Consider the following 23,948-nt stretch of genomic DNA (forward strand, 5'->3'; position numbering starts at 1 on the left):
CAGGAGTTGTCCCGCCGCTAGCAGGAGTTGTCCCGCCGCTAGCAGGAGTTGTCCCGCCGCTAGAAGGAGTTGTCCCGCCGCTAGAAGGAGTTGTCCCGCCGCTAGAAGGAGTTGTCCCCTCAATGGTGAAGGGATTGTCGTCTACGCGGGGTATTTGAGCTGTAGTGAACCGAGATTCATCTAGCGAGTTCGATCGAACATCAATCAACACTGCCAAAAATTCCCCAGTTCGCCTGTCCCTAATAATCGTGTTGCTAGAATTCGAGCCTTGGCCCTGGAAAATTTCTAACTCTGTAAAGTTGAGACCTCCAGCCAGACCGATCAAATCTCCCGGATTAAAATCTCTAATTACATCAGCATCGCCGATTTCGCGGCCCCCAGTAGTGAGAAACCCGTTGCTACCAGCCGACGTGCCGACCCTACCGAGAACAAAGATATCCGATCCGTCGCCTCCTGTCAGAGTATCCGATCCGCGATCGCCCGAAAGAATATCATCCCCAGCATCTCCAGACAAAGAATCAGTGCCGTCGCCCCCAAAGAGCAGGTCATCACCCTCGCCGCCGTCACCAGTATCGTTACCAACACCGCCGGTGATGACATCCCCGCCCTCCTGGCCCAACAAAATATCATTGCCCGCAGCGCCGATCAGGCAGTCGTTACCCGTGTCGCCAAAAACAGTGTCACTGCCCTTATCGCCAAAAATCAGGTCGTCCTCGCCACCACCGCGCAGACAGTCATTGCCTTTACCGCCGTACAGCGAGTCGTTGCCTTCAGCACCCAAGACAAGATCGTTGCCCTGGTCGCCAAAAGCTACGTCATCGCCTTGGTCGCCAGAAACCAAGTCATCGCCTTTGCCACCCCGCGCCGTGTCATTGCCGCGCCCGCCCTCAACAATATCTTTACCAGCGCCACCGTTGAGAGAATCGTTACCGTCTTCGCCCCTGAGTAGATCGTCTCCGTCCCGACTCAGAAGCGTGTCGTCGCCGCCACCCCCGGAAATCGTGTCATTGAACAAGCTGCCGATTAAATAGTTACTGGCGTCATTTGCGACAACTAAGCCATCGACAAAAAGTGGCTCTGGGGGAGGCGTGGGAACTGTCACAGGTGGCCGCGGCACCGGGGTGATCGAAATGTCCGGGCCCGTCCCCGTCATCCCTGTCGAAGTCCCCGTCATCCCTGTCGAAGTCCCCGTCATCCCTGTCGAAGTCCCCGTCATCCCTGTCGAAGTCCCCGTCATCCCTGTCGAAGTCCCCGTCATCATTGTCGAAGTCCCCGTCATCGGCGACGGTGCCGGGGACGGCGACGGTGCCGGGGACGGCGACGGTGGGGTAAAAGCTACTGGTACTGCACTTGGCATTGTTCCGACTCCTTGCGACGCTACTCAAAAACTACTAAATAAACTTAAAGTCAGATGCAGTAATGACGGTGCTGAGCGCTCCCGGCACTGTAGGAATAGAATTCAAAACTCCCAAATCAAAAGCTGGGAGACTGTCATCTGCCACATTCGGGTCAAAGCCTAGAACGTACTTGTTAAAAGTATTGTTCAGGTACACGAAGAAAGCTCCCGTTTTGCTCGAACCCTTTTGATTCTTCAACACTGCATTTACTGCTTGAGCGTTATCAAATTTAGATTCAAACAAAATGACTGATTGCTTGCTGATGTCGTCGCCGCTAGACCCGATATTCCTGACGATAAAACTGGTGAAATCGAGAGTAGTTCCTGAGTTGGTTAAACCTGCGAAATTTGACGATCTGAACAAAAATCTGTCGGTCTCGCTGCCGCTAGCGTTAAAGTCAGCAATCACGTCTACGCCTTCGCTGGGAGTTTCGTAGTAGAAGAAATCATTGCCAGCATCGCCCGTGAGCAAGTCAGAACCGACACCGCCACCCAAAATGTCATTGCCTGCACCGCCGGAAAGCGAGTCGTTGTCATCGCCGCCCAATACCAAGTCATTGCCGAAGGCGCCGCTGAGACAGTCGCTGCCGGCACCGCCGTCGAGAGTGTCGTCGCCCGCTTGGCCGTCGAGGGAGTCGCTGCCGGCCTCGCCCAACACGTAGTCATTGCCCGAACCTCCGAGTCCCGTGTCGTTGCCTTGTCCACCCAAAATCGTGTCATCGCTGTCCCCGCCGGAGATGGAATCGTTATTGATACCGCCGTCGAGCAAGTTTCTGCCCAGTCCACCGTCGAGGATGTCGTCGCCCTCACCGCCGTCGAGGCAGTCGTCGCCAATGCCACCAAGTAAGGTGTCGATCCCAGTGCCACCAAGTAAGGTGTCGTCGCCGGATTCTCCCAACATCGAGTCATTGCCTGTTCCGCCGTCAATGCTGTCGTTATTGTCACCGCCCAAGAGGTTGTCATTGTCATTGCCGCCGAACATCAGGTCGTTGCCCAGTCCGCCGATCAGCGAGTCTATGCCGTCTTGGCCGTCAACGGTGTCGTTGCCCAGTCCGCCGTCAACGGTGTCGTTGCCGATCGCACCCACCACCGAGTCGTTGCCTGTTTCACCGAATACGAGGTCGTTGCCGCCATTACCATCGATGAGGTCGTTGCCGTCGGCCCCAGAGAGGGTATCGTCGCCGGCCCCGCCGAGGATGAAGTCGCTGAGGTTGCTGCCTGTAAAGCTGCTGGCCGGGAGTGCGCTGCGATCGACAATATTATCTACAACCGTGATGCTGAAGGATGTCGGCCCGATAGTTCCAGAGCCGTCGGAGGCGGTAAACGTGAAACTGTCGCTGCCACCTGTCGCCAGCAAGTTGTATTTGACGATGTTGTTGTTGATATCGTCTTGAGTAAATTTGCCGCCGACGTTTAGAAAGGTGCTGCCCCTTTGGACAAAACCTCTGGTAGCGTCGGGGGCTTTGGTAATCGTGTAAACGATTTCCGACGGCGTGTTGTCGGGATCTGTCACTAACAAATCCGCAGCGGTGATTGTCTGGGTAGGATTACTTTTGGCAACCACCACACCGTCGTTAATTGCTAGCTGCGGCGGGCTGCTGACGCGGATGGTTGCTACCGCCTGACTTGTGCCACCGTTACCGTCTGAGATCGAGTAGCTGAAGCTGTCAGTACCCGAGAAGCCCGGATTCGGGGTGTATTTAAATACGCCGCCGCCCACGGGAACCAGGCTCCCCTTGCCTGTTGGACTAAAAGTCGTGACAGTCAGAGCGCTTTGTTCCGCGTCAGTGTCGTTCAACAGAACGTTGAGAGTGAGTGGTTGACCCGCAACCGTGGTGAAGTTGTCGTTAACTGCTTTTGGAGGTTGGTTAAGGATGGGCGTCGGCGGTGTCGGCGGCGTGGGACTTCCTGTCGGCGTCGGCAACCCCGGTGTCGGCGACCCCGGGAACGTCGGCCGCGGCTCGTCTGGCGGTGTCGGCGGTGTCGGCGGTGTCGGCGGTGTCGGCGGTGTCGGCGGTGTCGGCGGTGTCGGCGGTGTCGGCGGCGTCGGACTTCCTGTCGGCGTCGGACTGGTTGTCGGCGTCGGCAGGGGGAGCGGAGTTGCGCTGCCGGGAACTCTGGGGGCAATTACAAATGAGCTTCGCCCGAGGGTTCTGCTGTCTACTCCGGGCAATACTGCTAAAAAGTCGCCGCTGACGCCGTTGCGAATAATCGTACTGCCGGCTTTGGTCTCAGTGCTTTGGAAGATGACCAAATCTTCAAACTTGAGGTCGCCACTTAACCCGATGAAATCTTCGCCTTGGCGAAAGTCTGTGAAAATGTCGGCATCGGCGATGTCGGGGCCGCCTGTGGTGAGAAAGGCCGCGTTAGTGCCCTCGCTGCTGCCACTGGGGGAACTGAAGGCACCGATGACGAAGACATCTCTGCCTTCGCCTCCTGCCACTACGTCTTTGCCTCCTTCGCCCCAAAGAACGTCGTTGCCCGCGCCGCCGTCCACGATGTCATCACCGTCGCCGCCGAATACGATGTCGTCGCCGTCGCCGGAAAAAAATGTATCCCCGCCGGCGTTTCCATAGAGCCAGTCGCCTCCTTCGTTGCCAAATACCAAGTCTTCGCCATCGCCGCCGAAGAGCGAGTCGTTACCTTGGTCGCCCCACACGATGTCGTCGCCTCGATCGGCCAAAAAGCTATCGTCGCCAGAGCCTCCACGCAAGCTGTCGCTGCCTTTGCCGCCGTAAGCCGTGTCCCTGCCTTCGCCTCCGATTACCGTGTCGTTGCCGTCATTGCCGTAAAGCACGTCAGGGTTATTTCCCCCGTCGAGGGAGTCGTTGTCTTTGCCTCCGTACAGGGTATCGAGTCCTGACCCGCCATCGAGAACGTCGTTGCCGGGCGCGCCGAACAGCACGTCGTCATCGTCGTTGCCAAATACTAAATCGTCGCCGTCGGCTCCTTGCAGGTTGTCGTTGCCTTGCAGCCCGGAAATCACGTCGGGCCCGGGACTGCCAACTAAGGAGTCGTTGGTTTCGGTGCCACGGACTACGCCGCCGATGACTGCAGGCGACGTACCTTGGCCTCCGCCCACTGTGTCGTCTATGCCACCAAATGTGTCGTCCCCGGAGGGAGTTGGCGTCGGCGGTGCTGGTGTTGGTGTTGGCGGTTCTGGTGTTGGTGTTGGCGGTTCTGGTGTTGGTGTTGGCGGTTCTGGTGTTGGTGTTGGCGGTTCTGGTGTTGGTGTTGGTATAATTACTACTGGCACTGCACTTGGCATTATTTTGGCTCCTTTAAACGACGATCCCGATTAACTTTAAGAACTGATTAGTATCAGTTTGTTGCCACAAATCTGGCTTAAAATTGATTAATAATCCCGATCATTTCTAGCATACTAAATCAAAACTGCAACGGCTATGGATATTTTTTAAGCCGGGCATCTTTTGATCTCAAAATATTAATGATTGCACGTTTTGCTGCCTATGTTGGGTATACTTTAATATCGCCCCAGTTCTATAGAACCTAGAAGTCTGGCTTCGAGTCAGCCCGGTGTATTTATCCAGAAGCCGAAAAAATAAAAATCTTCGCTGTCATAATTTTTTCTTTCCTCCTGCCGAATGCCGAATACATATGTGCCTCTTGCCTTCAGAAGCCGACTTTTTTATGCTGACTTCTGACAAGAAACAGAGCTGTTAATTAGGGGCAGAAGCGGCCCGGTTTGTTCTTGTCCACTGACGGATAGTTCGCTGTGGCAAAGGTAAAGCAGGGAACAGCGACTTAACAAATCTAGCAGAATTCGCCGCAGTCGCTGTTGGTCGGCAGTCGTTTCGTCTTCGGTTTCCCAGGGGCGCCCGAGTTGCGATCGCAAAAATAAGGGAGCACCAAACAATGTCGCCGCACCGCCGCTCAGCCACAGGGGCGAGCCGGCATCCAGCCAAAAGTGCCATTTGTGGGCGCGGCGGCTGCTGCGGTACTGAAAGATGTTGGCGAGGGTGACGGCTCTGGCTGCTGGGCCTTCTGGACGCACTGGAAATGGGTTGGCGGTGACGGTTCCTTGGCGCAACAATTGGATGAACCGGGCGATCGTTTCTGAGTCGCCGCCGTTTGTTGGTTCAACGCGCTGCATTCGCCCGTTGATTTCCCAGTAGTGGCTGGCTGTTTCCATTAACTCGCGCAGGGCTGCTAGCCGATCGTAGGGGAGGTATCTGTCGTTCATCAGAAATTTCTGGATTGCTCGATCGAGCAGGGCAATTGGGCTCGGCAACAGCCGCTCCTGCTGTTGCGACCGCTGTTGTTCGATCCACTCCACAATCTGCTCGTAGGCCCCGGCTGCTCGGTGTCCCAGTCTGTCCCACCGGGGAAAAGCTGTAATTGGCAGCAATTGAGGTCGATCGATATCGGGACAAAAACAGTGATCGGCGATTAAACCTGCTCTCACTTGGTCGATCGATTTTTGATTTTGAATTTGAGATTTTAGATTGAACGTCGAGTTGGAATCTTCTGTTTCCAATGAACGGTGTTTCTGGCTGCCCAACACTACCAGCATTTCTGCAGCGCCGTCTCGATCGACTAAACGGCCGAGTCCCGGATAAACTAAGGCTAACAAAGTGAGTAAAGCTCGAATCTCTGGGGTAGTAGAGAGGGGACGCTGATCGTTGAGAGATACGGCGGCGATACCATCTCGCGCGAGAATTTCCGTTAAACTGTAACGGGCGATCGCATCCATCCCGGGCGCAATTACGGCGATTTCCTGCGGTTCCACGGCTTGTGACTTCACCGCATCCACTATGATTTCGGCGGTTTCTCGCAGCAGTTGAGCCCGGGAAGTGGTTTGGAGCGATCGAACCGAGCCGGGCAAACTCAAGCCTAAAGGATAAAAACCCTCTGAATTAACTGCTAAACTTACCGCTAAATCTCCAATCTCTGGGGCTAAACCGGCTTTTGCGTCCAAATTTTCCACGCTTTGACAGCGGTCTTCGAGTCGGGCTAGGTATTCCGTGTCAGCCCCCAAGCCCAAACGCACTCCTCCATCTGAATTGTAGGAGAACGCCCCCGCTGCACCTTGGTCGAGCATTCGATCGAACAAATGGCGACTTATCGCCGGATAATCGTCAACATCGTCTGCGATCACAGCTTGGTATCTAGAGGCCAAATGCTGCTGGTAACTGCTATCCGGCAACAAATAGCGCCAGTAGAGTTCGCAAACAATCCCGTAAGTCAGGAGCCCCCGCGTCAAGCACCATTCCCGCCACCTTTCCAGCAAGTCTCCCATGCTAGTCCACAGGTTGTTCGAGCCGCCTGAGATAGCAAATCCCTGTTCCAGAATGCTGGGAATCTCTTCTCTGGGCGTACCGCTGACAGCAGCAAGTTGTAATAAGTCTAGTGTTCGACGCACCATTCGGTTTGGACTTACCCCTGTTTGTTGCAAAATGCCTTCGTCTAGTTCGCGACGCCAGAGTCTCGTGGCAAGTTCCAGTTCGGTTTCAGGTTGCAGTCGCAGGGGAAATTGAGCTCTCAAATTCAGCGACTGAACTAGCAGGGGCCAAAATAGCAATACCTCCTGCTCAAAAAAACCGAAGGGCGTTGTGGAGTGAAAGGTATATTTTCCTTCGGTAGCGACGGCGATGCGATCGGCCAATTCTAGCCGGTTGTCTCCGTTAGCTGCTAAGACTAAAATTGCTGGGGCAGTTTGTCCAGCCCGCCGCCGCCCGGAACTCGATCGCCCTGAAACTTTTGCGGGCAAGGGCTTGACAGTTTTGCTCCAAATGCAGAACTGCTCTACTAAACGAGTGGTTTTGCCACTGCGGGCAGATCCGACAATCCAAATTGAATCCTCGGTGGCAGTTCTCAATTTATGTAAATTTGTTACCATACCGTGAATACTTTAATCACTAATGTCTACAGCAAACTAACCAGCTTTAGCTATGAATACTTCTCCGTGGAACAGGATTGTAAAATATCTCTACAGCCTTCACCAATGGTATCGAGAAACCCCTGAGAGGGCTCTAGAACAGGCCTACGATGCTGCGTTAGCAATTAAGGCGATCGAAGACGAGCATTTTGGCGGTCAAATAATCTCTGAGCGATCGGGAGATTACGGACAAAGCACCCTGTCTTACTTTAAATCCGAACTGCAAAAATACCTCAAGGTCATCCAAACCCGAATGGTTGAGTTTAATGCTAGCCGTTCTTTTTTGGAACTGCCGGAGCGAGTGGGGGCCAAACCGAAAACGGGGCACAGCGCCGATTATCACCAGCACGGATTACATCTCAACAATAAAGATAGAGCCTCCCTTATATTTGAGAAGCTAGAGTTTATTGATGGAGTCATCGACAAGTATATTAATAATAGTAGATCGACGGCAATTGTTCCGGTGGCCAGTTCAGTAAATGTGCAGGTAAAATCTACAACAAATAGCAGCTCTCCACCTGACCAAAATAAAGGTTCAACTAATTCTGTTAAAATTCACGATGGTGAGGTTGACACTAACTATGAAGAAGTGAATTTGTTACCGCGCTCACTTTTGGGGACTTTGAATCGAATCACTAAAGATTTAGACCCGGGAGCTGAAAAAGAAGTAGTCAAGAATTTTCGCAATTCCAAAGTAAAAACAATTATTTCTCTGAGATTTATTTTGCTTTTGATTTTAGTTCCGCTGTTGACGAATCAAATCTCCAAAAACTTTCTAGTGGGACCGATAGTTGACCATTTTAGAGGCAAAGAAAATGCCCCACTTTTCATAAATGTTAACCTGGAAGAAGAAGCATTCCAAGAACTGGAGAGATTTGAGCAGCACCTCAAATTTGAAAGGTTAATAGGCACTGCTCCGTCGCTTTCTTTAGAGGAAACGGAACAGAAGATTGCCGAGAAAGCAGTTGAGCTAGCCGAGGAATACCGCGCTGAAAGTAGTGGAGCTATTAAAAATATTTTTTCCGATTTGATTTCCTGCATGGCGTTTGTCGCGATTATCGTCACTAACAAGAAAGAGATTGAGATTTTAAAGTCTTTCATGGACGATGTGATTTACGGCCTCAGCGACAGTGCGAAAGCTTTCGTAATTATTTTGTTTACGGATGTGTTTGTCGGATTCCACTCGCCTCACGGTTGGGAAGTAATTCTCGAAGGTGTATCGAGGCATTTGGGACTACCAGAAAATAGGCAGTTCATATTTTTGTTCATTGCGACGTTTCCCGTTATCTTGGATACGGTATTTAAGTATTGGATATTCCGTTATTTAAACCGGAGTTCGCCTTCGGCTGTTGCTACGTACAAGAATATGAACGAATAATTAGAGGCGAAGGAAGTTCGGCAACGGATTATGTAACGGATGTAACGGATGTCAGGAAGAAGGAAGTTCGGCAACGGATTATGTAACGGATGTAACGGATGTCAGGAAGAAGGAAGCAAGAAGCAGGAAGAAGAAAAAAAGATGTAATAATAGCAATTGTTTCAGGCATTAAGAACGTCCTCAGTAGGGCGTCAACTGCACACAGAGTGGCTTACTCATAGCACATAAAATCATTTATTGTTTGCGTCAGGAGTGGTTTAATTAAGTTGATATACTTAAGCTGTTTGGCCTCTAAATTTTATTTTTGGGTGGGTTCTCGCGCGCACCCCACAAGAATTTTATCAAACTTGACAGTCATGAAGGCTCGGGTCAGGAAGCGTAAAATTTAGATGCGCCTAGGCCGATGCAAAAAAAATGCGATCGCCCGCAGAATCTCTCGAAAGAAATCAAAAGCGCGATCGCATTCCCAGAACCAATTACCAATGACCTAATTCCAACGCTTCTTGCGCTGTCGCTGGCTTGCTACCGCCTCCACCAGTCCCAGGCCGAGAAAATTACTCAGCAGCGACGCATTCCCGTAACTTAGGAAAGGCAGCGGAATGCCCGTAACCGGAGCCAAGCCAATGTTCATCCCAATATTTACGAACACCTGAAAAATCAACATTGACAGTACGCCGATCGCCAGCAAAGAACCAAAATTATCGTTAGCAGTTTGAGCGATCGTCACCAACCGGAAACAAATTATCCAGAAAATCAACAACACGGCAATACAGCCAATAAAACCCAATTCTTCGCCAATAGCTGAAAAGATAAAGTCCGTATGCTGTTCGGGAATAAAGTTAAGCTGAGTTTGCGTTCCCTGAAACAAACCCCGGCCCTTCAGTTCCCCAGCGCCAATAGCAATCCGAGATTGAATCAAGTGATATCCGCTGCCTAAAGGGTCTTTCTCGGGGTTTAAAAACCCTGTCAGACGCATTTTTTGATAATCCTTGAGCACATTCCAAAAAATATGTCCGAGGTGTCCAGAAACAACGTTCACCAACACAGCACCGAAAGTCCCCAACCATGGCCAAGGCAGGGTTCGCCAAGCGATAATACCCGCCACCACTACCCAGGCTATCCAAATCGGTGTAGACAGGTTATTGAAGAGAACTGAGATCAGAGGAGAGAATAGCAATATTAGCCAGCCGGGATTGACATTTCCCCAGTAAAACATCCCCATTGTGATGGCGCCGAAGACCAAGGAAGTACCTAAATTTGGTTCAGCAAAGATCAATCCCCAGGGTACAGCCATAATCGCCAGCATCCTCAACATATTACCCACCGTGGGGACAGTCTTGTCGTGCAGGAGAGCTGCTAAAGTGACAATCATGCCTACTTTGGCAAATTCTGAGGGTTGCAGGTAGAAGCCGCCGATGTTGATCCACCGCTGGGCACCGAGCCCTGTAGTACCGATAAAACGCACTGCGATCAGCGACAAATTGATTAATATGTAAATCGGCCATTTCCACTCAATCAGTATTTGGTAGCGACAGCGGGAAATGATGATGGCGAGGAACAAACCGACTGCCCCAGTTACCCAGTGCCGCCACCAGTTGATGAGTCCCTGATTAATTTCCACGCTGTGGATCATGATTCCCCCGAAGATGGTGAGGGCGATGCAAGCGGCGAACAGCCAAGGGTCTGCTTCTTCCCAGGGTTTGAAGATTGATTTCCAGCGGTTTCTGACTTGTATTCTCTGCAACATGAGGATTTTAGATTTTAGATTTTAGATTTTAGATTATCCAGCCGATTTTCGGAAGTTGTCGATATATTTCGGATTCAGACTCTGCACCTTACTTTAGAAGCGTCGGTGTGAGTACCTCAGATTATTCGGGGAGTTGTAGGGATGTTCCGGGAACGAAAGAAGGAACGCCAAACCGGGTATCTGGGTATTCTATTTTTTCTGTGCGCTTACTTAATTTAGTTGGCGATCGCACGTGGTCAGAAACCGGGTTTTTGTCGAGAAGAGGCGTTACAACTCGCCGAAACCGCTAAAAACCCGGTTTCTTGGGTTTTGTATTCGTAAGCCCTAGAATCGTCAGGCCGGTTCGTAAAGGTACTCAAAGCCGTTCCCATCTGGATCTCTGCCGTAAAAAGATGCAGTACCGTCGCGGTGTTCGTGAATGTGGGTGACGGAAACACCATCGGCTTTGAGTTGTTCGTAGGCGGATTCCATTTCGGTACGATCGTCAAATACAAACCCAAAATGCGGCCCTGCTTGGTCGTAACTCGGACTCAACAGCGCCAATCCGTCCTCTCCTGCTTTCAAATAAGCCCAGTCTGCATCTTTCCAGACTAACTCCATACCCAAGTTGCGGTAGAATTCAGCAGACTTCTCTATGTCTTGCACGCAGACGGCTACGTGTCCCAATCGTTTTAGTTTCATATCTACAAAGTTTATGGTTGTTCTTTCGTTTATTGTATCTATTTTCTGATTTTTTGCTCGATTAATTAGCTATTTTTTCTGTTTTTTTTGTTGCGGCTAACTGTACTTTTTCTACTTGTTTGCTAGCGTCCATTTCGCTGAACAGTTGAATGGCGCGCTCAAAATTTTCTTGACTTTTCTCGATGTTACCAAGTTTTTGTTCTGTTAGTGCTAGTTGATAGCAAGCTTCGGCTCGGTCTAATTTAGCGCTGGTTCGATCGAGTATTTCTATTGCTTCTGCATGGTGCTGCAGGGCTTGGTCAAATTCTCCCTGTTCTCGGTACAGCGCTGCTATACCGCTGAAAGCTTTGGCTTTGATGGTGCTGTACTGGTTTTGGTCGGCTTGGGCGATCGCTTGGCGGTACAAACTCAAAGCTTTCTCTGTCTCTCCCAGGTTTTGATAGGTGGCGGCGAGAAAAACTAACTTGTATCCCGTACCCACCAAATGGCTGTTTTCGCGATCGGCATAAAGTTTTTCGGCGAGCTCTTCCGCCTCTTTTTTTGCTCCGACACAGGAGTTGAGGAAAGCTAACCCGACATCGAGCGAATAGCTATTAATCCCGATTTCGTCCCGCGAATTTTTCAGCTTGACAAATATCTCCATAGCTGATTCTAATTCGCGCATTTCTATTTGACAAAAACCTATATTAATTGCAGCGTTTACTTTCCAAAATTCCAGATTAGCTTGTTTGCCGTTGTCCGGTTCGCTGCTTTTTGCTATAATTTGCAAAGATTTAGTGGCTTTTATTTCTGATATTTGATGGCATTCTATAGCTTGATTTATTTCACCTAATATCCGGTAACAAATGCCTAAAATACTATATAAACCACTCAAATAATAATCAGAAGTCACATTATGGACGATACGATTAGTGGCTGAAATTACTGGCTGCAAGAAACCTAATTTGTAGAGTGCTCTACCCAGCTTGTAATCTTTGGCAAACTGGATATTGATTTTTTTGAGGATGACGCTCGCGGCCTGCTCGAAACAGCTAATTGCCACATAATGATAGTAAGCTTCAAAAGCTTTCAGGGCATCTTCTACAGTCTCAATATTTTCAACACTCTCTGTCCAGAACTCGGCTGCTTTGCGGTTTGCAGTTTCCCAGTCTCCGGGTGAGAGCCGATCGACCGCTTCTTCCCGAATTGCTGGATGCAGCCAGTATTCGCCCTTCTGAGACTCGACTAGCGATCGGTGCAACAGCGATTTAATGATTTGTCGGCGTCCGGCTTCCGGCACGTCCCACAGCAAACACAAAAGTCCGTCAGTAGGGACTGTCGGCACGTCTTGATACCGGTAACAGCCCAAGCGACAGAGGAGTTGATAGGCTTCGGCGTCGAGTTCGAGGAGGCGGTTGAATTGACTGGTAACTAAATTTTTTAAGTCTGTTTCAACGAGCGGATCTTCGCTGTTTTCGAGCCAGTAAGCCGCCATATCTCCGTCAAAATCTTCTCGGATCGTGCCGCAAATAATGCCCATTGCTTTGGCATTGCCGCCGTAAACTTTGTGCATTTCCTTGAGGGCGACATCATCTATATTGATGTTGCGGCCGCTAAAAAACTGCCGCCAAACTTCAACTTCCAATCCCGGAAGCAAGTAGTGTTCGACGGTGACATCTGAATCGCACAGTCGATCGCGACTGGTAATCAGCGTTACCGACTGCACCGCTGCGTCAGCCAAAACTCGCAACAGTTCCACGTAAAGTCGGTGCGGTTCAATAAACTTACCTTGTCCGTCGAGTGCCGCTTCCAAATTGTCAATCAATACGCCGACTTTGTGAGTCTGAAGCTGCCGCTTCAGCCGCCCCAGAGTGACGCCAAAGTCTGGCCCTGGTTCTTCCTGAAAGTCTTGCTTGAGCCATTCTTCGATCGCGCTTTCCAAGGCTGTGATGTTCTCTGTCTCTTTTGCCATCAACAGTTCAATGGTTCGATCGAACCCTTGAGATTTGAGATACTGTCGGGCCAAAGTTGTTTTGCCGATACCGCCGGCACTTTGGATGACAATCACTTTTGCACCTTGGGCGACAAGAGTATTGAGATCTTCTATCGCCCCGAAGCGGCCCAAAAAATTCGGGTTTTCGATTTCCAACTCCGCATCAAGTCCGAGAGATACTTGGGACGGAACAGTTTGTCCCGACTGCGGTTCTAGTTTCGAGTAGCTGCGCCAATACCGCTCTACAACCGCTTGAAGGTTGTCTCTTTTGATTTTTTCGCCTTCTCCAAACAGCGCTGAAAGTCGCTTCCACAAATTAGAGGCAGCATCCTTAACAGTCCCTACTCCATACCCTTCACTATCTGCAACCTGTTGGTACGTCCTGCCTTGCACGCCTTGCCAAGCTTCGCGAAAGATCGCGCTGTCAAGGTTGTCGAGAGTTTTCAGGTTTCGAGCCACAAGTAACGAGTTGGTAAAATCCAGTGCACGATCGGCTTCCATTTAGTCACCAGGTTTAGCGTTACCCATCTGACACAACTTTAACAGACTTTTTCCGACTCGCTTACACGCTCAAACAGTGGACTTGTATAGACTTTTCCCGACTGACACGGCCGAGGTTGGCCGTGGATACTGTTGAGTGTGGAGGGGAAGTTGACAGACAAGCTTCTAACTTACACACCGATCGAGTCGAGTTTATATTTAGGAGCAAGCAGGTATGTCTATTAACGATGTGGAAACAGCGATCGTAGATGAACAAATTCGCCCTCAAGAATGCGGCCGCGTTCGTTTCCAAAACAGTTGGTGGCCGGCGAAGTGCGATCTAGACATGACTTTTCAACCCGGTGAGGTGGTTCGCGTCGTGGGAATTGAAAATATTACTTTGATCGTTGCAGCGTCGTTTACCATCAATTCTGAAAGTTAAGACAAATCTACAATCGGGAGTAAGCAATCCTGAATTTTGACAATTCCGAAAAAGCGATCGTGGATGAAGAAATTCGACCTAATGAGTCCGGTCGCGTTCGTTTCCAAAACAGTTGGTGACCGGCGAAGTGCGATCCTCTTCGAGGACTCCGCTAACGAGACCTAACTTTTTAACTTGGTGAGGTGGTTCGCGTAGTCGGAATTGACAATATTACTTTGATCGTTGAAGCGCCGTTATAAATCAGTGGCTTAGGGAGTCGAGCTCTAGGTATTATAGCATCCCAAGGTTCCAGCCAAACTACAATCAGGAGAAAGTAATTATGACTGTCAGCCATTTAGAAAGAGCGATCGTTGAAGAAGAAATTAAACCAAATCAGTCCGGCAGTGTGCGATTTCAAAGCAGGTGGTGGCCTGCAAAATGCGTTCGAGAAATAACTTTGCAACCCGGTGAAGTTGTTCGCGTCGTGAGACTTGACAACATTACTCTGATAGTTGAAGCGTAGTTGGGGAACAATCTGTAGGTGGGGAGTTATCAGAGGGTATAAAAAATAAATTTGCGATCGCGTTTCTATTTCGATACATTTCTCTTCAAGCGCGCGATCGTACTCATCACCTCTGTTAATTTCAATATGACTTACGCAAGTACGGCCGATCGGGCGTACAACGGCAATGGCGATCGCACAGTAGCTAGACGCTGCGATCGCCAAAACTAAAAAATCTCGGAACGGACAATAATTAATGATAAAATAGCTTAAGCATTCAGTTCCAAAATTGTGGTAATCTGACACCAATCGACTTTCATTTTCAATCGAGTGCGTGCAGCTATGCGAATCTGTAAAAATTTACAAAAGTTTCTGCTTTTCACCATAGCGTGATTTTTCGCTGTATCGCTGTTGATTAAATTTACTAAATTTCACAATTATGTCGGCATCAACCGCGCCGATACCGAAGTGAAAGTTGTTGCCCTTACCTACGACAACGACCCCTATGGTTCCTATACAAATCAGCTTTTAGATATCTTAGACCGCTATCAAGTTAAAGCAACTTTTTTTGAAATAGGCCGCAATATTGAGAAACATCCAGAAATCGTGCAAATGATTGTCGCGAGGGGAGAGGAGTTGGCAAACCATTCATACTCTCACAAAGATATGATGTTTCAACCCAAGGAAGTTTTGCTGTCGGAAATTGAATAAACGGACAAACTTTTGCAGGAAGTTGGGGTTAAGCAACAAAGTATCAGTTTTCGCCCGCCTTGGGGTAGGCGATTTGTAGTTTTGTCTTATTTGCTATCCCAAATACTCAAAAAACTGATTATGTGGGATGTTGATTCCCAAGATTATAAAAAAACACTCACGGCGGAAGATATCGCAAGTCGGGTGGTTGACAATGTGCGATCGGGTTCGATTGTGGTGATGCACGACGGCATGGGCGATCGCCGCCGCGACAAAATCCCCAGTCGCCACCACCAAATCGCAGTGGCGCGAATGCGTCCAAACAGCCTGCAATTGCTGCCAAGTCACAGCAATCAGCCCCGCCCCAATATCTTTGAGGAAAAACAGGGGGTTCATGTAAAAAACTCCCCCAGACGGCATTTGACTGGTGGGCCCAATAATGGGCACGGTCGATCGGCGGTAAGCAGCCCCGTCACCTACAATCGGCATTGCCGAAACATCAACATCCGCGCCAGATACTCTCAAAGCTTTGAGAATTTGACAGTTAATCGAGTCTTCCCCGTGGCCGTTGCTGAGGAAAAGTATCCCCTTCGATTTCATATAATCAGAATACAATCAGAATCAGTGCCGAGCTTTTTTTAAAGACAGCCGTGCGATAGCTAAACTCGGGCGGGCTAACTTTTTGTTAGTCTAATTTAAATACATTGTGGAAGTGAAACAGCGTGAATATTGAAATTGGGCGGGGCAAAAGCGCTCGCAGAGCTTACGGCATAGATGAAATTGCGCTTGTACCCGGACAGCGCACCCTCGATCCGAGTTTGGCAGATACCAAGTGGCAGATTGGCGGGATCGATCGAGAAATCCCGATCATCGCCAGCGCCATGGATGGAGTAGTCGATGTCCGCATGGCCATTTTGCTGTCGGAATTGGGAGCAATGGGCGTGCTCAACCTAGAAGGAATTCAAACCCGCTATGCCGACCCCCAGCCAATATTAGAGCGCATCGCCAGTGTCGGGAACCACGAATTTGTTTCCCTGATGCAGGAACTCTATGCCGAACCCATCAAGCCAGAATTAATCGACCTGAGAATTAAAGAAATTAAAGCTGGAGGAGGGATTGCCGCCGTCAGCGGTACACCAGCCGGGGCGAGCAAATACGGCCGGACGGTTGCTGAATCTGGAGCCGATATATTTTTTGTGCAAGCAACTGTAGTCTCGACAGCTTTCCTTTCCCCGGAATCGATCTCATCTTTAGATTTGACTCAATTCTGTCAAGAGATGCCGATCCCAGTAATTTTGGGTAACTGCGTCACCTACGAAGTCGCCCTGAATTTAATGAAAACTGGCGCTGCGGGCATTCTCGTGGGCATTGGGCCGGGGGCTGCTTGCACATCTAGGGGCGTATTGGGTGTCGGCGTTCCCCAAGCCACAGCGGTAGCAGACTGCGCCGCCGCGCGGGACGACTACTATCGCGAAACTGGCAAATATGTGTCGGTGATTGCTGACGGCGGTTTAATTACTGGCGGCGATATCTGCAAGTGCATTGCCTGCGGCGCCGATGGAGTGATGATTGGTTCGCCCTTTGCCAGGGCCGCCGAAGCTCCTGGCCGCGGCTTTCACTGGGGGATGGCGACTCCCAGCCCGGTTTTGCCGCGCGGCACTCGCATTCGCGTGGGGACTACGGGTACTCTGGAGCAAATTTTGCGGGGGCCTGCGGTGCTAGATGACGGTACGCACAACTTGCTCGGAGCTCTGAAAACTAGCATGGGTACCTTGGGCGCTAAGGATATTAAGGAGATGCAGCAAGTGGAAGTGGTAATTGCTCCTTCTCTGCTGACTGAGGGTAAAGTCTATCAAAAAGCTCAACAGTTGGGCATGGGTAAGTAGATTTACCGATCGAATACCAGCATACCTTGACAAAATTTGTTCAAGAGTCTCGAAATTTACAGAATATTGTGGAATTATCGAGAAGTAGGTGTCACAATATAAGAAGCGGAGACGCATGTTTCCGTTCACTCCTCACACCACACTCCGCCCGGACTACTGTTCGGGCGGTTCCTTTTTTGCCGGACATCTTGGCTCTTGCTTACTAGATACAGAACAGAGGCTTGTAGCTCCGGAGAAGCGGAGAGTGGGAGAGTGGGAAAGTCTGGGAGTTGGAGAATTTTTCTTATACATAAGTGCATTCTGCCTTCGGAAACATAAGTGCCTTCGGAAACATAAGTGCCTTGTTCCTTCAGAAACCTTGTGCCTTCTTCCTTCTACCCTCTTCCCTCTTCCTTCTACCGTCTTCCTTCTTCCTTCAGAAGCCTTCTGTTAAAATCGTTGACGCAAGTGGTTACACTTTTTGCTAGACTTGTTATCCGAGAAATAGTATTTACAAGGATGGCTAGGGATGTCAGCAGCCGCGCAAGTAACCGACTCTACCTTTAAGCAGGAAGTGCTCGATAGCGAAGTTCCAGTTCTAGTGGATTTTTGGGCTCCCTGGTGTGGGCCCTGTCGGATGGTGGCGCCCGTCGTAGACGAAATTGCCCAGCAATATGAAGGGCAGGTCAAGGTAGTAAAAGTTAATACCGACGAGAATCCTAACGTGGCCAGCCAATACGGTATCCGCAGCATTCCGACGCTGATGATATTTAAGGGCGGTCAACGTGTGGATATGGTGGTTGGGGCAGTTCCGAAAACTACTCTGGCAAACACTCTGGAAAAGTACATTTAACCCAACTGCGAGCGGTTTCGCGCTGTTCTTTGTGGGCCGCGAAAGCTAACTCGCTTCAGAACCGGGGCAAAGCTACTGGAAAAGTTATTAGTTGCCAGCAGGGCAATTTGCTGGTGGCTATTAGCTTCTAAATTTAGCTTGCCCCTTAATTTTTAGTAGCGACAATTTGTTATTGTTTCGGAAAAATTCATGATTCGTTCTGAGTCTGGTCAAGGTTTTGAGTCCCTCCAAGCTGAATTGATCGATTTGATCGATCGCTTCCCAATGTTAAAGCACTCTGAGTGGATCGAACGATCGCTCTCTACTATAGTGCAAATGGCAGGAGAGGAGCTCGATCGCCTAGACTGGAAAATTATGGCTGCGTCGCTCCGAGATATGGAGAGCGCTTTTGAGATGTTTTATCCTTACCGCCACGTTCGCAAAATTGTGATTTTTGGTTCGGCGAGGGTGTCACCGCAATCGGCGGAATATTTGATGGCCAGAGACTTTGCGCGGGCGATGGCCCAGCAGGGGTTTATGGTGATTACTGGCGGCGGCGGGGGAATTATGCAGGCGGGGAACGAGGGGGCGACTGCTGAACGTTCTTTTGGGCTGAACATTCAGTTACCTTTCGAGCAGAGTTCTAATCCTTTCATTGCCGGCGATCCCAAATTGCTCAATTTTAAATATTTTTTCACTCGTAAGTTATTTTTTCTCCGGGAGAGCGATGCTTTGGCTCTGTTTCCGGGTGGTTTTGGCACTCTGGACGAGGCTTTTGAGTGTCTGACTTTGACTCAAACTGGCAAGTTCGGGCCGGCTCCTGTGGTATTGATCGATCGACCGGGAGGAGATTATTGGCACGATTGGAATTATTTTGTGCAAAAACAATTGCGGGGTCGGGGTTTGATTTCACCCGAGGATCGCAGCCTGTATACGATTACTGACGATATAAATGTCGCTTGCGAGGCGATCGGCAGTTTTTATCTGGTTTATCACTCCTGCCGCTACGTGCGCGAAAAATTGGTAATTCGCTTGAAAACAGAGCTTTCTGAGGAGAATGTTGATCGGCTAAATACTGATTTTAGCGATATTGTTGTCACTGGAAAAATTGAAAAAAGTCAAGCTTTGGAACCGGAAATAGGAGATGAAACTTTCGATCTGCCGCGCCTGACTTTGCATTTCAACCAGCGGGATTTTGGGCGGCTTTATCAGCTAATTGCTGCTATTAATCAAATGGGTGCAGCTTCGCCGGCGGCGGCCCATCCAGAACAAAAGTAGTTATTAGTTATCAGTCATTAGTCTTTTTAAATATCCGTGAGATTAGATAGAAGTTGGACAACTTGTATTTTGACAAAAGCGCTCTGCTGAGATAACTTTTTGTAAAAAGTAAAGAAAAAAGCGTCCAAGAGCTAAAGAAAATATTGTCAATACCTTGATGGCGTTGTTTGGGAAAAAACAGCAAAATGCTAGACCTGCTGCTAATTGCAATTTTGGGATTTCTCGGCAGTTTCGGTCACTGCGCTGGGATGTGCGGCCCGCTGACAATGGCGTTTTCTCTTTCTAATTCCCGCAACGATAAATTAGCTGCTTTCCGCTTTCATTTGCTGCTAAATTTGGGGAGAATTACTGCTTACGCTTTGGTTGGTGCTGCAATTGGCGGACTGGGTTCGGTGTTAATTGCTGGCGGACTTTTGGCAGGTACGGGTAGCGAATTGCGGCGGGCGATCGCACTTCTAACGGGCACGATGCTGATTTGGTTCGGAGTAGGGCAAATTAAACCGAACTTGCTGCCGGGATTGCCCCGATTGCACCCGCTGTCGCACGATCGAGTCGGACAAGCAATGAGCAAGCTTTCGGCGCAAAAAAAATGGTGGGTGCCAGTTGCTTTGGGTTTGCTTTGGGGTTTGATTCCCTGCGGCTTCCTCTACGCAGCGCAGATTAAGGCGGCGGAAACCGGAAATTCGGTTTTGGGTGCGGCGACGATGCTGGCCTTCGGACTCGGCACGCTGCCAACTATGCTGGGAGTGAGTTTTTTTGCTGGCAGATTGAGCGCGGACAAGCGCAGTCAACTTTTTCGTGCGGGTGGCTGGGTGACGGTGGCGATCGGGATTCTTACCTTGCTGCGAACCGATGAAATGGTCGATTTTACCGGCCACGCAGCGCTGCTGTGCTTGATGCTAGCACTGTTGGCGCGTCCGGTTAGCAAGTTTTTGCCGCAACTGTTGCGCTATCGCCGCGTCTTGGGTGTGGGCGCGTTTGTCCTCGCAGTCGCCCACACGTTTCATATGCTGGATCATACGCTGAAATGGAATTTTGACGCGCTATCTTTTATGTTGCCGCAGCACCAGTTGGGAATGGCGGCTGGGATGCTGTCGCTGCTGTTGATGTTGCCGGCGGCGGTTACAAGTTGCGATCGCATTCAAAATTATTTAGGCCAACTGTGGCGAATGATTCACCTGTTAAGCGTTCCAGCTTTCTTGCTGTGCGCTGTACACGCTGCACTCATCGGTTCCCACTATCTCGGCGGTTTTGAATGGAAGTTGCACAATCAACTGCTGACAGCCGTTTTAGCGGTGGTTGCGGTGTTAGTTATGTTGGTGCGATCGCGCTTTTTTTGGTCAATTTTATCACTGGACAAGTTCTATGTTTCGCCTGTCAAACAAAAGTAAAAGTTTAGGATTGTTAGTTTTTTTGGGATTGCTAATTGAAGCAGCAATTCCCACTGCGCCGCAGTTAAACTCGATTTCAGTTTTGGCGCACCAAGTCGAAGTCTCGGGAGATGTAGCCGCTACCTTTCACCTAGAACCAAACCACAACCCCCGCGCCGGACAGTCTGCGAAAGTGTGGTTTGCGCTGACTCGCCGGGGCGGCAAAATTATCCCCTTAGAGCAGTGCAATTGCAAATTAGCGGTTTATCCAAAAGAGCGCCCAGAAGGGGATAAGCCACTGATGCAGCCGCCTTTAAAAGCCATATCTGCCGAGAAATATCAAGGGATTCCCGGGGCTGATATCGTGTTTCCCAAGGCTGGCATTTACCAGCTTGACTTGAGCGGAACAGCCAAAAACGAAGCTAATTTTAAACCGTTTAAACTGAGTTACACTGTTACCGTTAGGTAATACCATTTGAGATTTTAAGGACTGATTCGGGAGAGAGCTTATGTAAATTAACCGCAGAGATCGCAGAGAGCGCCGAGGGGAGAAAAGAAGAGGAAGATTGACAGCAAGTTTTCTATTTTAGTTAAGGAGGACAGGGTATCTATAATTTAGTTAAATTACTATTATAGCAACTACCAAGAGGCTTAAGACGTGCTTAATTGCTGAAACCATGGATTTTATTGCGCTTTGCTTCTTCCTTCTTCCTTCACACAAAAAATCTTAATTTTTAATAAAGATAAGTCCGTACATTTTGCACTAAGTAAATTTCTGCGTTACCTTGTCAATGTCCATTATGGAATTTGTGCAAGCTAACCTCTCTGGAGCTGACCCAAGGATATAACGATGGATATCTTATCTAACACCGTGGCCCTATCGCGGATGCAATTTGCGCTAACCGCCATATTCCATATGCTGTGGCCAGTTCTGACAACTGGAATGGGGATTTATCTGGTAATTGTTGAAGGAATGTGGCTGAAAACTCGCAATCCCGACTACTACCATCACGCTCGTTTTTGGTCTAAACTCTACCTCCTAAACTTCGGTATAGGAGTAGCTTCAGGAATTCCTATGGAATTCCAATTTGGCACGAATTGGGCACCATTCTCTGAAGCTGTTGGTGACTTTTTTGGCAGCATTTTAGGCTTTGAAGCTTCAATGGCATTTATGCTAGAAGCCGGCTTTTTAGGAATTATGCTGTTTGGTTGGGAGCGCGTTCACCCAATGATCCATTATTTCGCTACAATCATGGTAGCGTTCGGCGCTAACCTATCCACAGTCTGGATTTTAGTCGCTAACTCTTGGCTGCAAACTCCTGCGGGCGGAGAAATGGTCAATGGCAAGTTTATTGTCAGCGATTACTTTCAAGCAATTATGAACCCGTTCGCATTAAACAGCATTCTTCATATGTTTTTTGCGACGTTAGAAACTTCGCTGTTTGTCATTGGCGGAATTAGCGCTTGGTATATTCTCAATAAGCGCAACCAAGCGTTTTTTTCCAAGTCTTTAAAAATTGCCATAGCCACAGCAATCGCCGTTGCACCTTTGCAGATATACATCGGACATTTGAGCGCCGAACAAGTTTATCACTATCAACCCGCTAAATTAGCAGCAATTGAAGCTAAGTGGGAAACCTCACCAGCGGGAGAGTCAGCAGATTGGACTTTGCTAGCTTTGCCTAATGAAAAAGCCCAAAAAAATGACTGGGAAATTAGCGTACCCAATGGCTTAGGATACGTTCTGGAATTCAAACAAAAACTCTCCGAACCCGTACTAGGTTTAAAGGAATGGAAGCCAGAGAATAGACCACGGATGGTGGGTTTAATCTACTATTGTTTTCGCATCATGTCCGGTATTGGATTCTTCTTTGTAGGATTGATGCTGTTCAGTATAATTCAGTGGCTGCGAGGCAAACTTTCTGCTGAAAATATCGGCAGTCAAGCTTGGCTGATGCGCGCTTGGGTATTAGCTGCTCCCCTAGGATATATTGCTGTAGAATCGGGTTGGATTGTCCGTTGTGTCGGCAGACAACCGTGGGCTTTATACGGGCAAATTCGCACTGCTGACGCGGTGTCAAACATCCCCGCCAGCAATGTTTTAACTTCTCTGAGTTTCTTTGCCGTTGTTTACAGCTTTTTGTTTGTTTGTGCCTTGTATTTTGGCAGCAGAATTATCCGCCAAGGCCCTAATTTAAGTCTGCCTGTGCCAGGTTTAGACAATCAACCCGAAATCGAAAATCAACCTGCAGGACACATTCCCGATCAACGTCCCGTAGAAGCACAACACTAGGAGATTGTATGCAAGCTTTGGAGCATTTTCTCCCGCAAGTTTGGTTTGTAATTTTGGCTTTGTTCCTATTGCTCTACGTCATGCTAGACGGTTTTGACTTAGGAGTAGGAATCTTGTCTCTGACTTCTGACGACGAGGAACGCAGGGGCATTTTAATGACGAGTTTGGGCAACGTTTGGGACGCGAACGAAACGTGGCTGGTGTTGATGGCAGGCGCTTTATTTGGTGCATTTCCACTTGCTTACGGCACCATTTTAACGGCATTGTACATACCGATTTGCGTGATGCTGTTTGGTTTGATATTTCGGGCTGTAGCCTTTGAGTTTCGCGAGCATTCTAATCGCAAATTCCTCTGGAATTATGCCTTTGGTGCTGGCAGTTTTTTAGCAGCTTTAGCTCAAGGATTTGCCCTCGGTGCGGTGCTCGAAGGCATTGCGGTTGACGAAGCCGGTCACTTTGTGGGTACTACTTGGGACTGGCTGGATTGGCGATCGCTCTTGGTTGCTTTGACGCTGATTCAAGGCTATGTTTTGATCGGTTCAACCTATCTCATTATGAAAACGGAGGGCGAACTGCAAACCAATCACTATCGCACGGCTAAAATTGCGGCGGTGACAACTTTAATCGGAGCGATTTTAATTACGATCGCCACTCCGATTTTTTACGAAAGCGCTAGAGCCAGGTTGTTCGAGAAACCGCTAGTTTATGTCTTTGCCGCGATTCCTTTACTGGGAGTGCTGTTGGTAGGACTGCTGCTGAAAAGTCTCGCAAACAAAGAAGAACGCACGCCGTTTGTCTGGACGATTCTGATTTTTTTGCTCAGTTTTATCGGCTTGGGGTTGATTGTTTTTCCCTATATTATTCCTTCCAAAATCACGATTTACCAAGCCGCAGCTTCGCCCAGCGCCCTGGTATTTATGATTGTGTTCATGGGCGTTCTGCTCCCGATTATGATTTTTTACAACATCTACAATTATGTTGTGTTTCGGGGTAAGGTTGTCGGCGGCCACTACGGGGAATAAAGCATAATAAAACCGCAGATGCAGGCAAATATACGCAGATAAGCTCAACTCTCGATCCGGGTTTATCTGCGTATATTTGCGGTTAAAAATTACAAATTATTGTTTTCCGATACCATCACAAC

General features: G+C 49.1%; 18 protein-coding genes and 1 pseudogene. 12 read left to right on the forward strand and 7 right to left on the reverse strand.

Translation table 11 applies throughout. The annotated features are described in order from the left end of the window. From QUA62_RS19440 to QUA62_RS19450, 3 genes and pseudogenes are all read right to left on the reverse strand, one after another. A pseudogene (locus QUA62_RS19440) lies at nt 1–1,357 on the reverse strand (calcium-binding protein); the annotation flags it as partial. 34 nt (nt 1,358–1,391) lie between these two features. Next, complete coding sequence (locus QUA62_RS19445; protein WP_333406076.1) at nt 1,392–4,664, reverse strand: Ig-like domain-containing protein; 3,273 nt, start codon at nt 4,662–4,664, stop codon at nt 1,392–1,394. Nucleotides 4,665–5,045: 381 nt separating this feature from the next. After that, complete coding sequence (locus QUA62_RS19450) at nt 5,046–7,256, reverse strand: recombinase family protein (RefSeq protein WP_333406078.1); 2,211 nt, start codon at nt 7,254–7,256, stop codon at nt 5,046–5,048. Between the two features lie 52 nt (nt 7,257–7,308). On the opposite strand from QUA62_RS19450, the gene QUA62_RS19455 reads away from it, so the two are divergent. After that, complete coding sequence (locus QUA62_RS19455) at nt 7,309–8,673, forward strand: proton extrusion protein PcxA (RefSeq protein ID WP_333406080.1); 1,365 nt, start codon at nt 7,309–7,311, stop codon at nt 8,671–8,673. 487 nt (nt 8,674–9,160) lie between these two features. On the opposite strand, the gene rodA is transcribed toward QUA62_RS19455, so the two are convergent. The 3 genes from rodA to QUA62_RS19470 all read right to left on the reverse strand — a co-directional run bounded on the left by rodA (nt 9,161) and on the right by QUA62_RS19470 (nt 13,574). Beyond that, entirely contained in the window at nt 9,161–10,420 is a 1,260-nt protein-coding gene (gene rodA, locus QUA62_RS19460; RefSeq protein WP_333284738.1) for a rod shape-determining protein RodA, read from the reverse strand. A 333-nt stretch (nt 10,421–10,753) separates the two neighbouring features. Next, the gene (locus QUA62_RS19465; RefSeq protein WP_190661613.1) at nt 10,754–11,101 is read right to left on the reverse strand and encodes a VOC family protein; all 348 of its coding nucleotides are present in this window, start codon (nt 11,099–11,101) and stop codon (nt 10,754–10,756) included. Between the two features lie 61 nt (nt 11,102–11,162). After that, complete coding sequence (locus tag QUA62_RS19470; RefSeq protein ID WP_333406082.1) at nt 11,163–13,574, reverse strand: tetratricopeptide repeat protein; 2,412 nt, start codon at nt 13,572–13,574, stop codon at nt 11,163–11,165. A gap of 214 nt (nt 13,575–13,788) precedes the next feature. Here QUA62_RS19470 and QUA62_RS19475 point away from each other — a divergent pair, with 214 nt between their 5' ends. From QUA62_RS19475 to QUA62_RS19490, 4 genes are all read left to right on the forward strand, one after another. Continuing rightward, nucleotides 13,789–13,995, forward strand: coding sequence for an NfeD family protein (locus QUA62_RS19475; RefSeq protein WP_333406084.1), 207 nt, complete (start codon nt 13,789–13,791; stop codon nt 13,993–13,995). A gap of 319 nt (nt 13,996–14,314) precedes the next feature. Further along, nucleotides 14,315–14,497 (forward strand): NfeD family protein, encoded by a 183-nt coding sequence (locus tag QUA62_RS19480; RefSeq protein ID WP_333406086.1) that lies wholly within the window; start codon nt 14,315–14,317, stop codon nt 14,495–14,497. A 51-nt stretch (nt 14,498–14,548) separates the two neighbouring features. Then, nucleotides 14,549–14,707, forward strand: coding sequence for a hypothetical protein (locus tag QUA62_RS19485; protein WP_333406088.1), 159 nt, complete (start codon nt 14,549–14,551; stop codon nt 14,705–14,707). Between the two features lie 180 nt (nt 14,708–14,887). Next, nucleotides 14,888–15,187, forward strand: coding sequence for a polysaccharide deacetylase family protein (locus tag QUA62_RS19490; RefSeq protein ID WP_333406090.1), 300 nt, complete (start codon nt 14,888–14,890; stop codon nt 15,185–15,187). Nucleotides 15,188–15,280: 93 nt separating this feature from the next. On the opposite strand, the gene QUA62_RS19495 is transcribed toward QUA62_RS19490, so the two are convergent. Beyond that, nucleotides 15,281–15,766: a hypothetical protein gene (locus QUA62_RS19495; protein WP_333406091.1), complete on the reverse strand. Its 486-nt coding sequence runs from the start codon at nt 15,764–15,766 to the stop codon at nt 15,281–15,283. Between the two features lie 122 nt (nt 15,767–15,888). Between QUA62_RS19495 and QUA62_RS19500 the strand changes: the two genes are divergently transcribed. The 7 genes from QUA62_RS19500 (at nt 15,889) to cydB (ending at nt 23,826) form a co-directional block, all read left to right on the forward strand. Next, entirely contained in the window at nt 15,889–17,052 is a 1,164-nt protein-coding gene (locus tag QUA62_RS19500) for a GuaB3 family IMP dehydrogenase-related protein (protein ID WP_190660829.1), read from the forward strand. A gap of 508 nt (nt 17,053–17,560) precedes the next feature. Next, a complete protein-coding gene (trxA, locus tag QUA62_RS19505) occupies nt 17,561–17,884 on the forward strand; it encodes a thioredoxin (protein ID WP_006631199.1) in 324 nt (107 codons plus the stop codon). A gap of 189 nt (nt 17,885–18,073) precedes the next feature. Beyond that, nucleotides 18,074–19,141, forward strand: coding sequence for an LOG family protein (locus QUA62_RS19510; protein ID WP_333406093.1), 1,068 nt, complete (start codon nt 18,074–18,076; stop codon nt 19,139–19,141). 185 nt (nt 19,142–19,326) lie between these two features. Continuing rightward, nucleotides 19,327–20,532 (forward strand): urease accessory protein UreH domain-containing protein, encoded by a 1,206-nt coding sequence (locus tag QUA62_RS19515; RefSeq protein ID WP_333406095.1) that lies wholly within the window; start codon nt 19,327–19,329, stop codon nt 20,530–20,532. After that, nucleotides 20,507–20,980 carry a hypothetical protein gene (locus QUA62_RS19520; RefSeq protein WP_333406097.1) on the forward strand — a complete coding sequence of 158 codons (474 nt, stop codon included), beginning with the start codon at nt 20,507–20,509 and terminating at the stop codon, nt 20,978–20,980. The genes QUA62_RS19515 and QUA62_RS19520 overlap by 26 nt, the downstream gene beginning before the upstream one ends. 381 nt (nt 20,981–21,361) lie before the next feature. Beyond that, nucleotides 21,362–22,804: a cytochrome ubiquinol oxidase subunit I gene (locus QUA62_RS19525; RefSeq protein ID WP_333406098.1), complete on the forward strand. Its 1,443-nt coding sequence runs from the start codon at nt 21,362–21,364 to the stop codon at nt 22,802–22,804. Nucleotides 22,805–22,812: 8 nt separating this feature from the next. Further along, a complete protein-coding gene (cydB, locus tag QUA62_RS19530; protein WP_333406100.1) occupies nt 22,813–23,826 on the forward strand; it encodes a cytochrome d ubiquinol oxidase subunit II in 1,014 nt (337 codons plus the stop codon). Nucleotides 23,827–23,948 lie beyond the last annotated feature (122 nt).

The organism is Microcoleus sp. MON1_C1, from assembly GCF_036701945.1.
In the GTDB taxonomy this organism is placed as follows: Bacteria; Cyanobacteriota; Cyanobacteriia; order Cyanobacteriales; family Microcoleaceae; genus Microcoleus.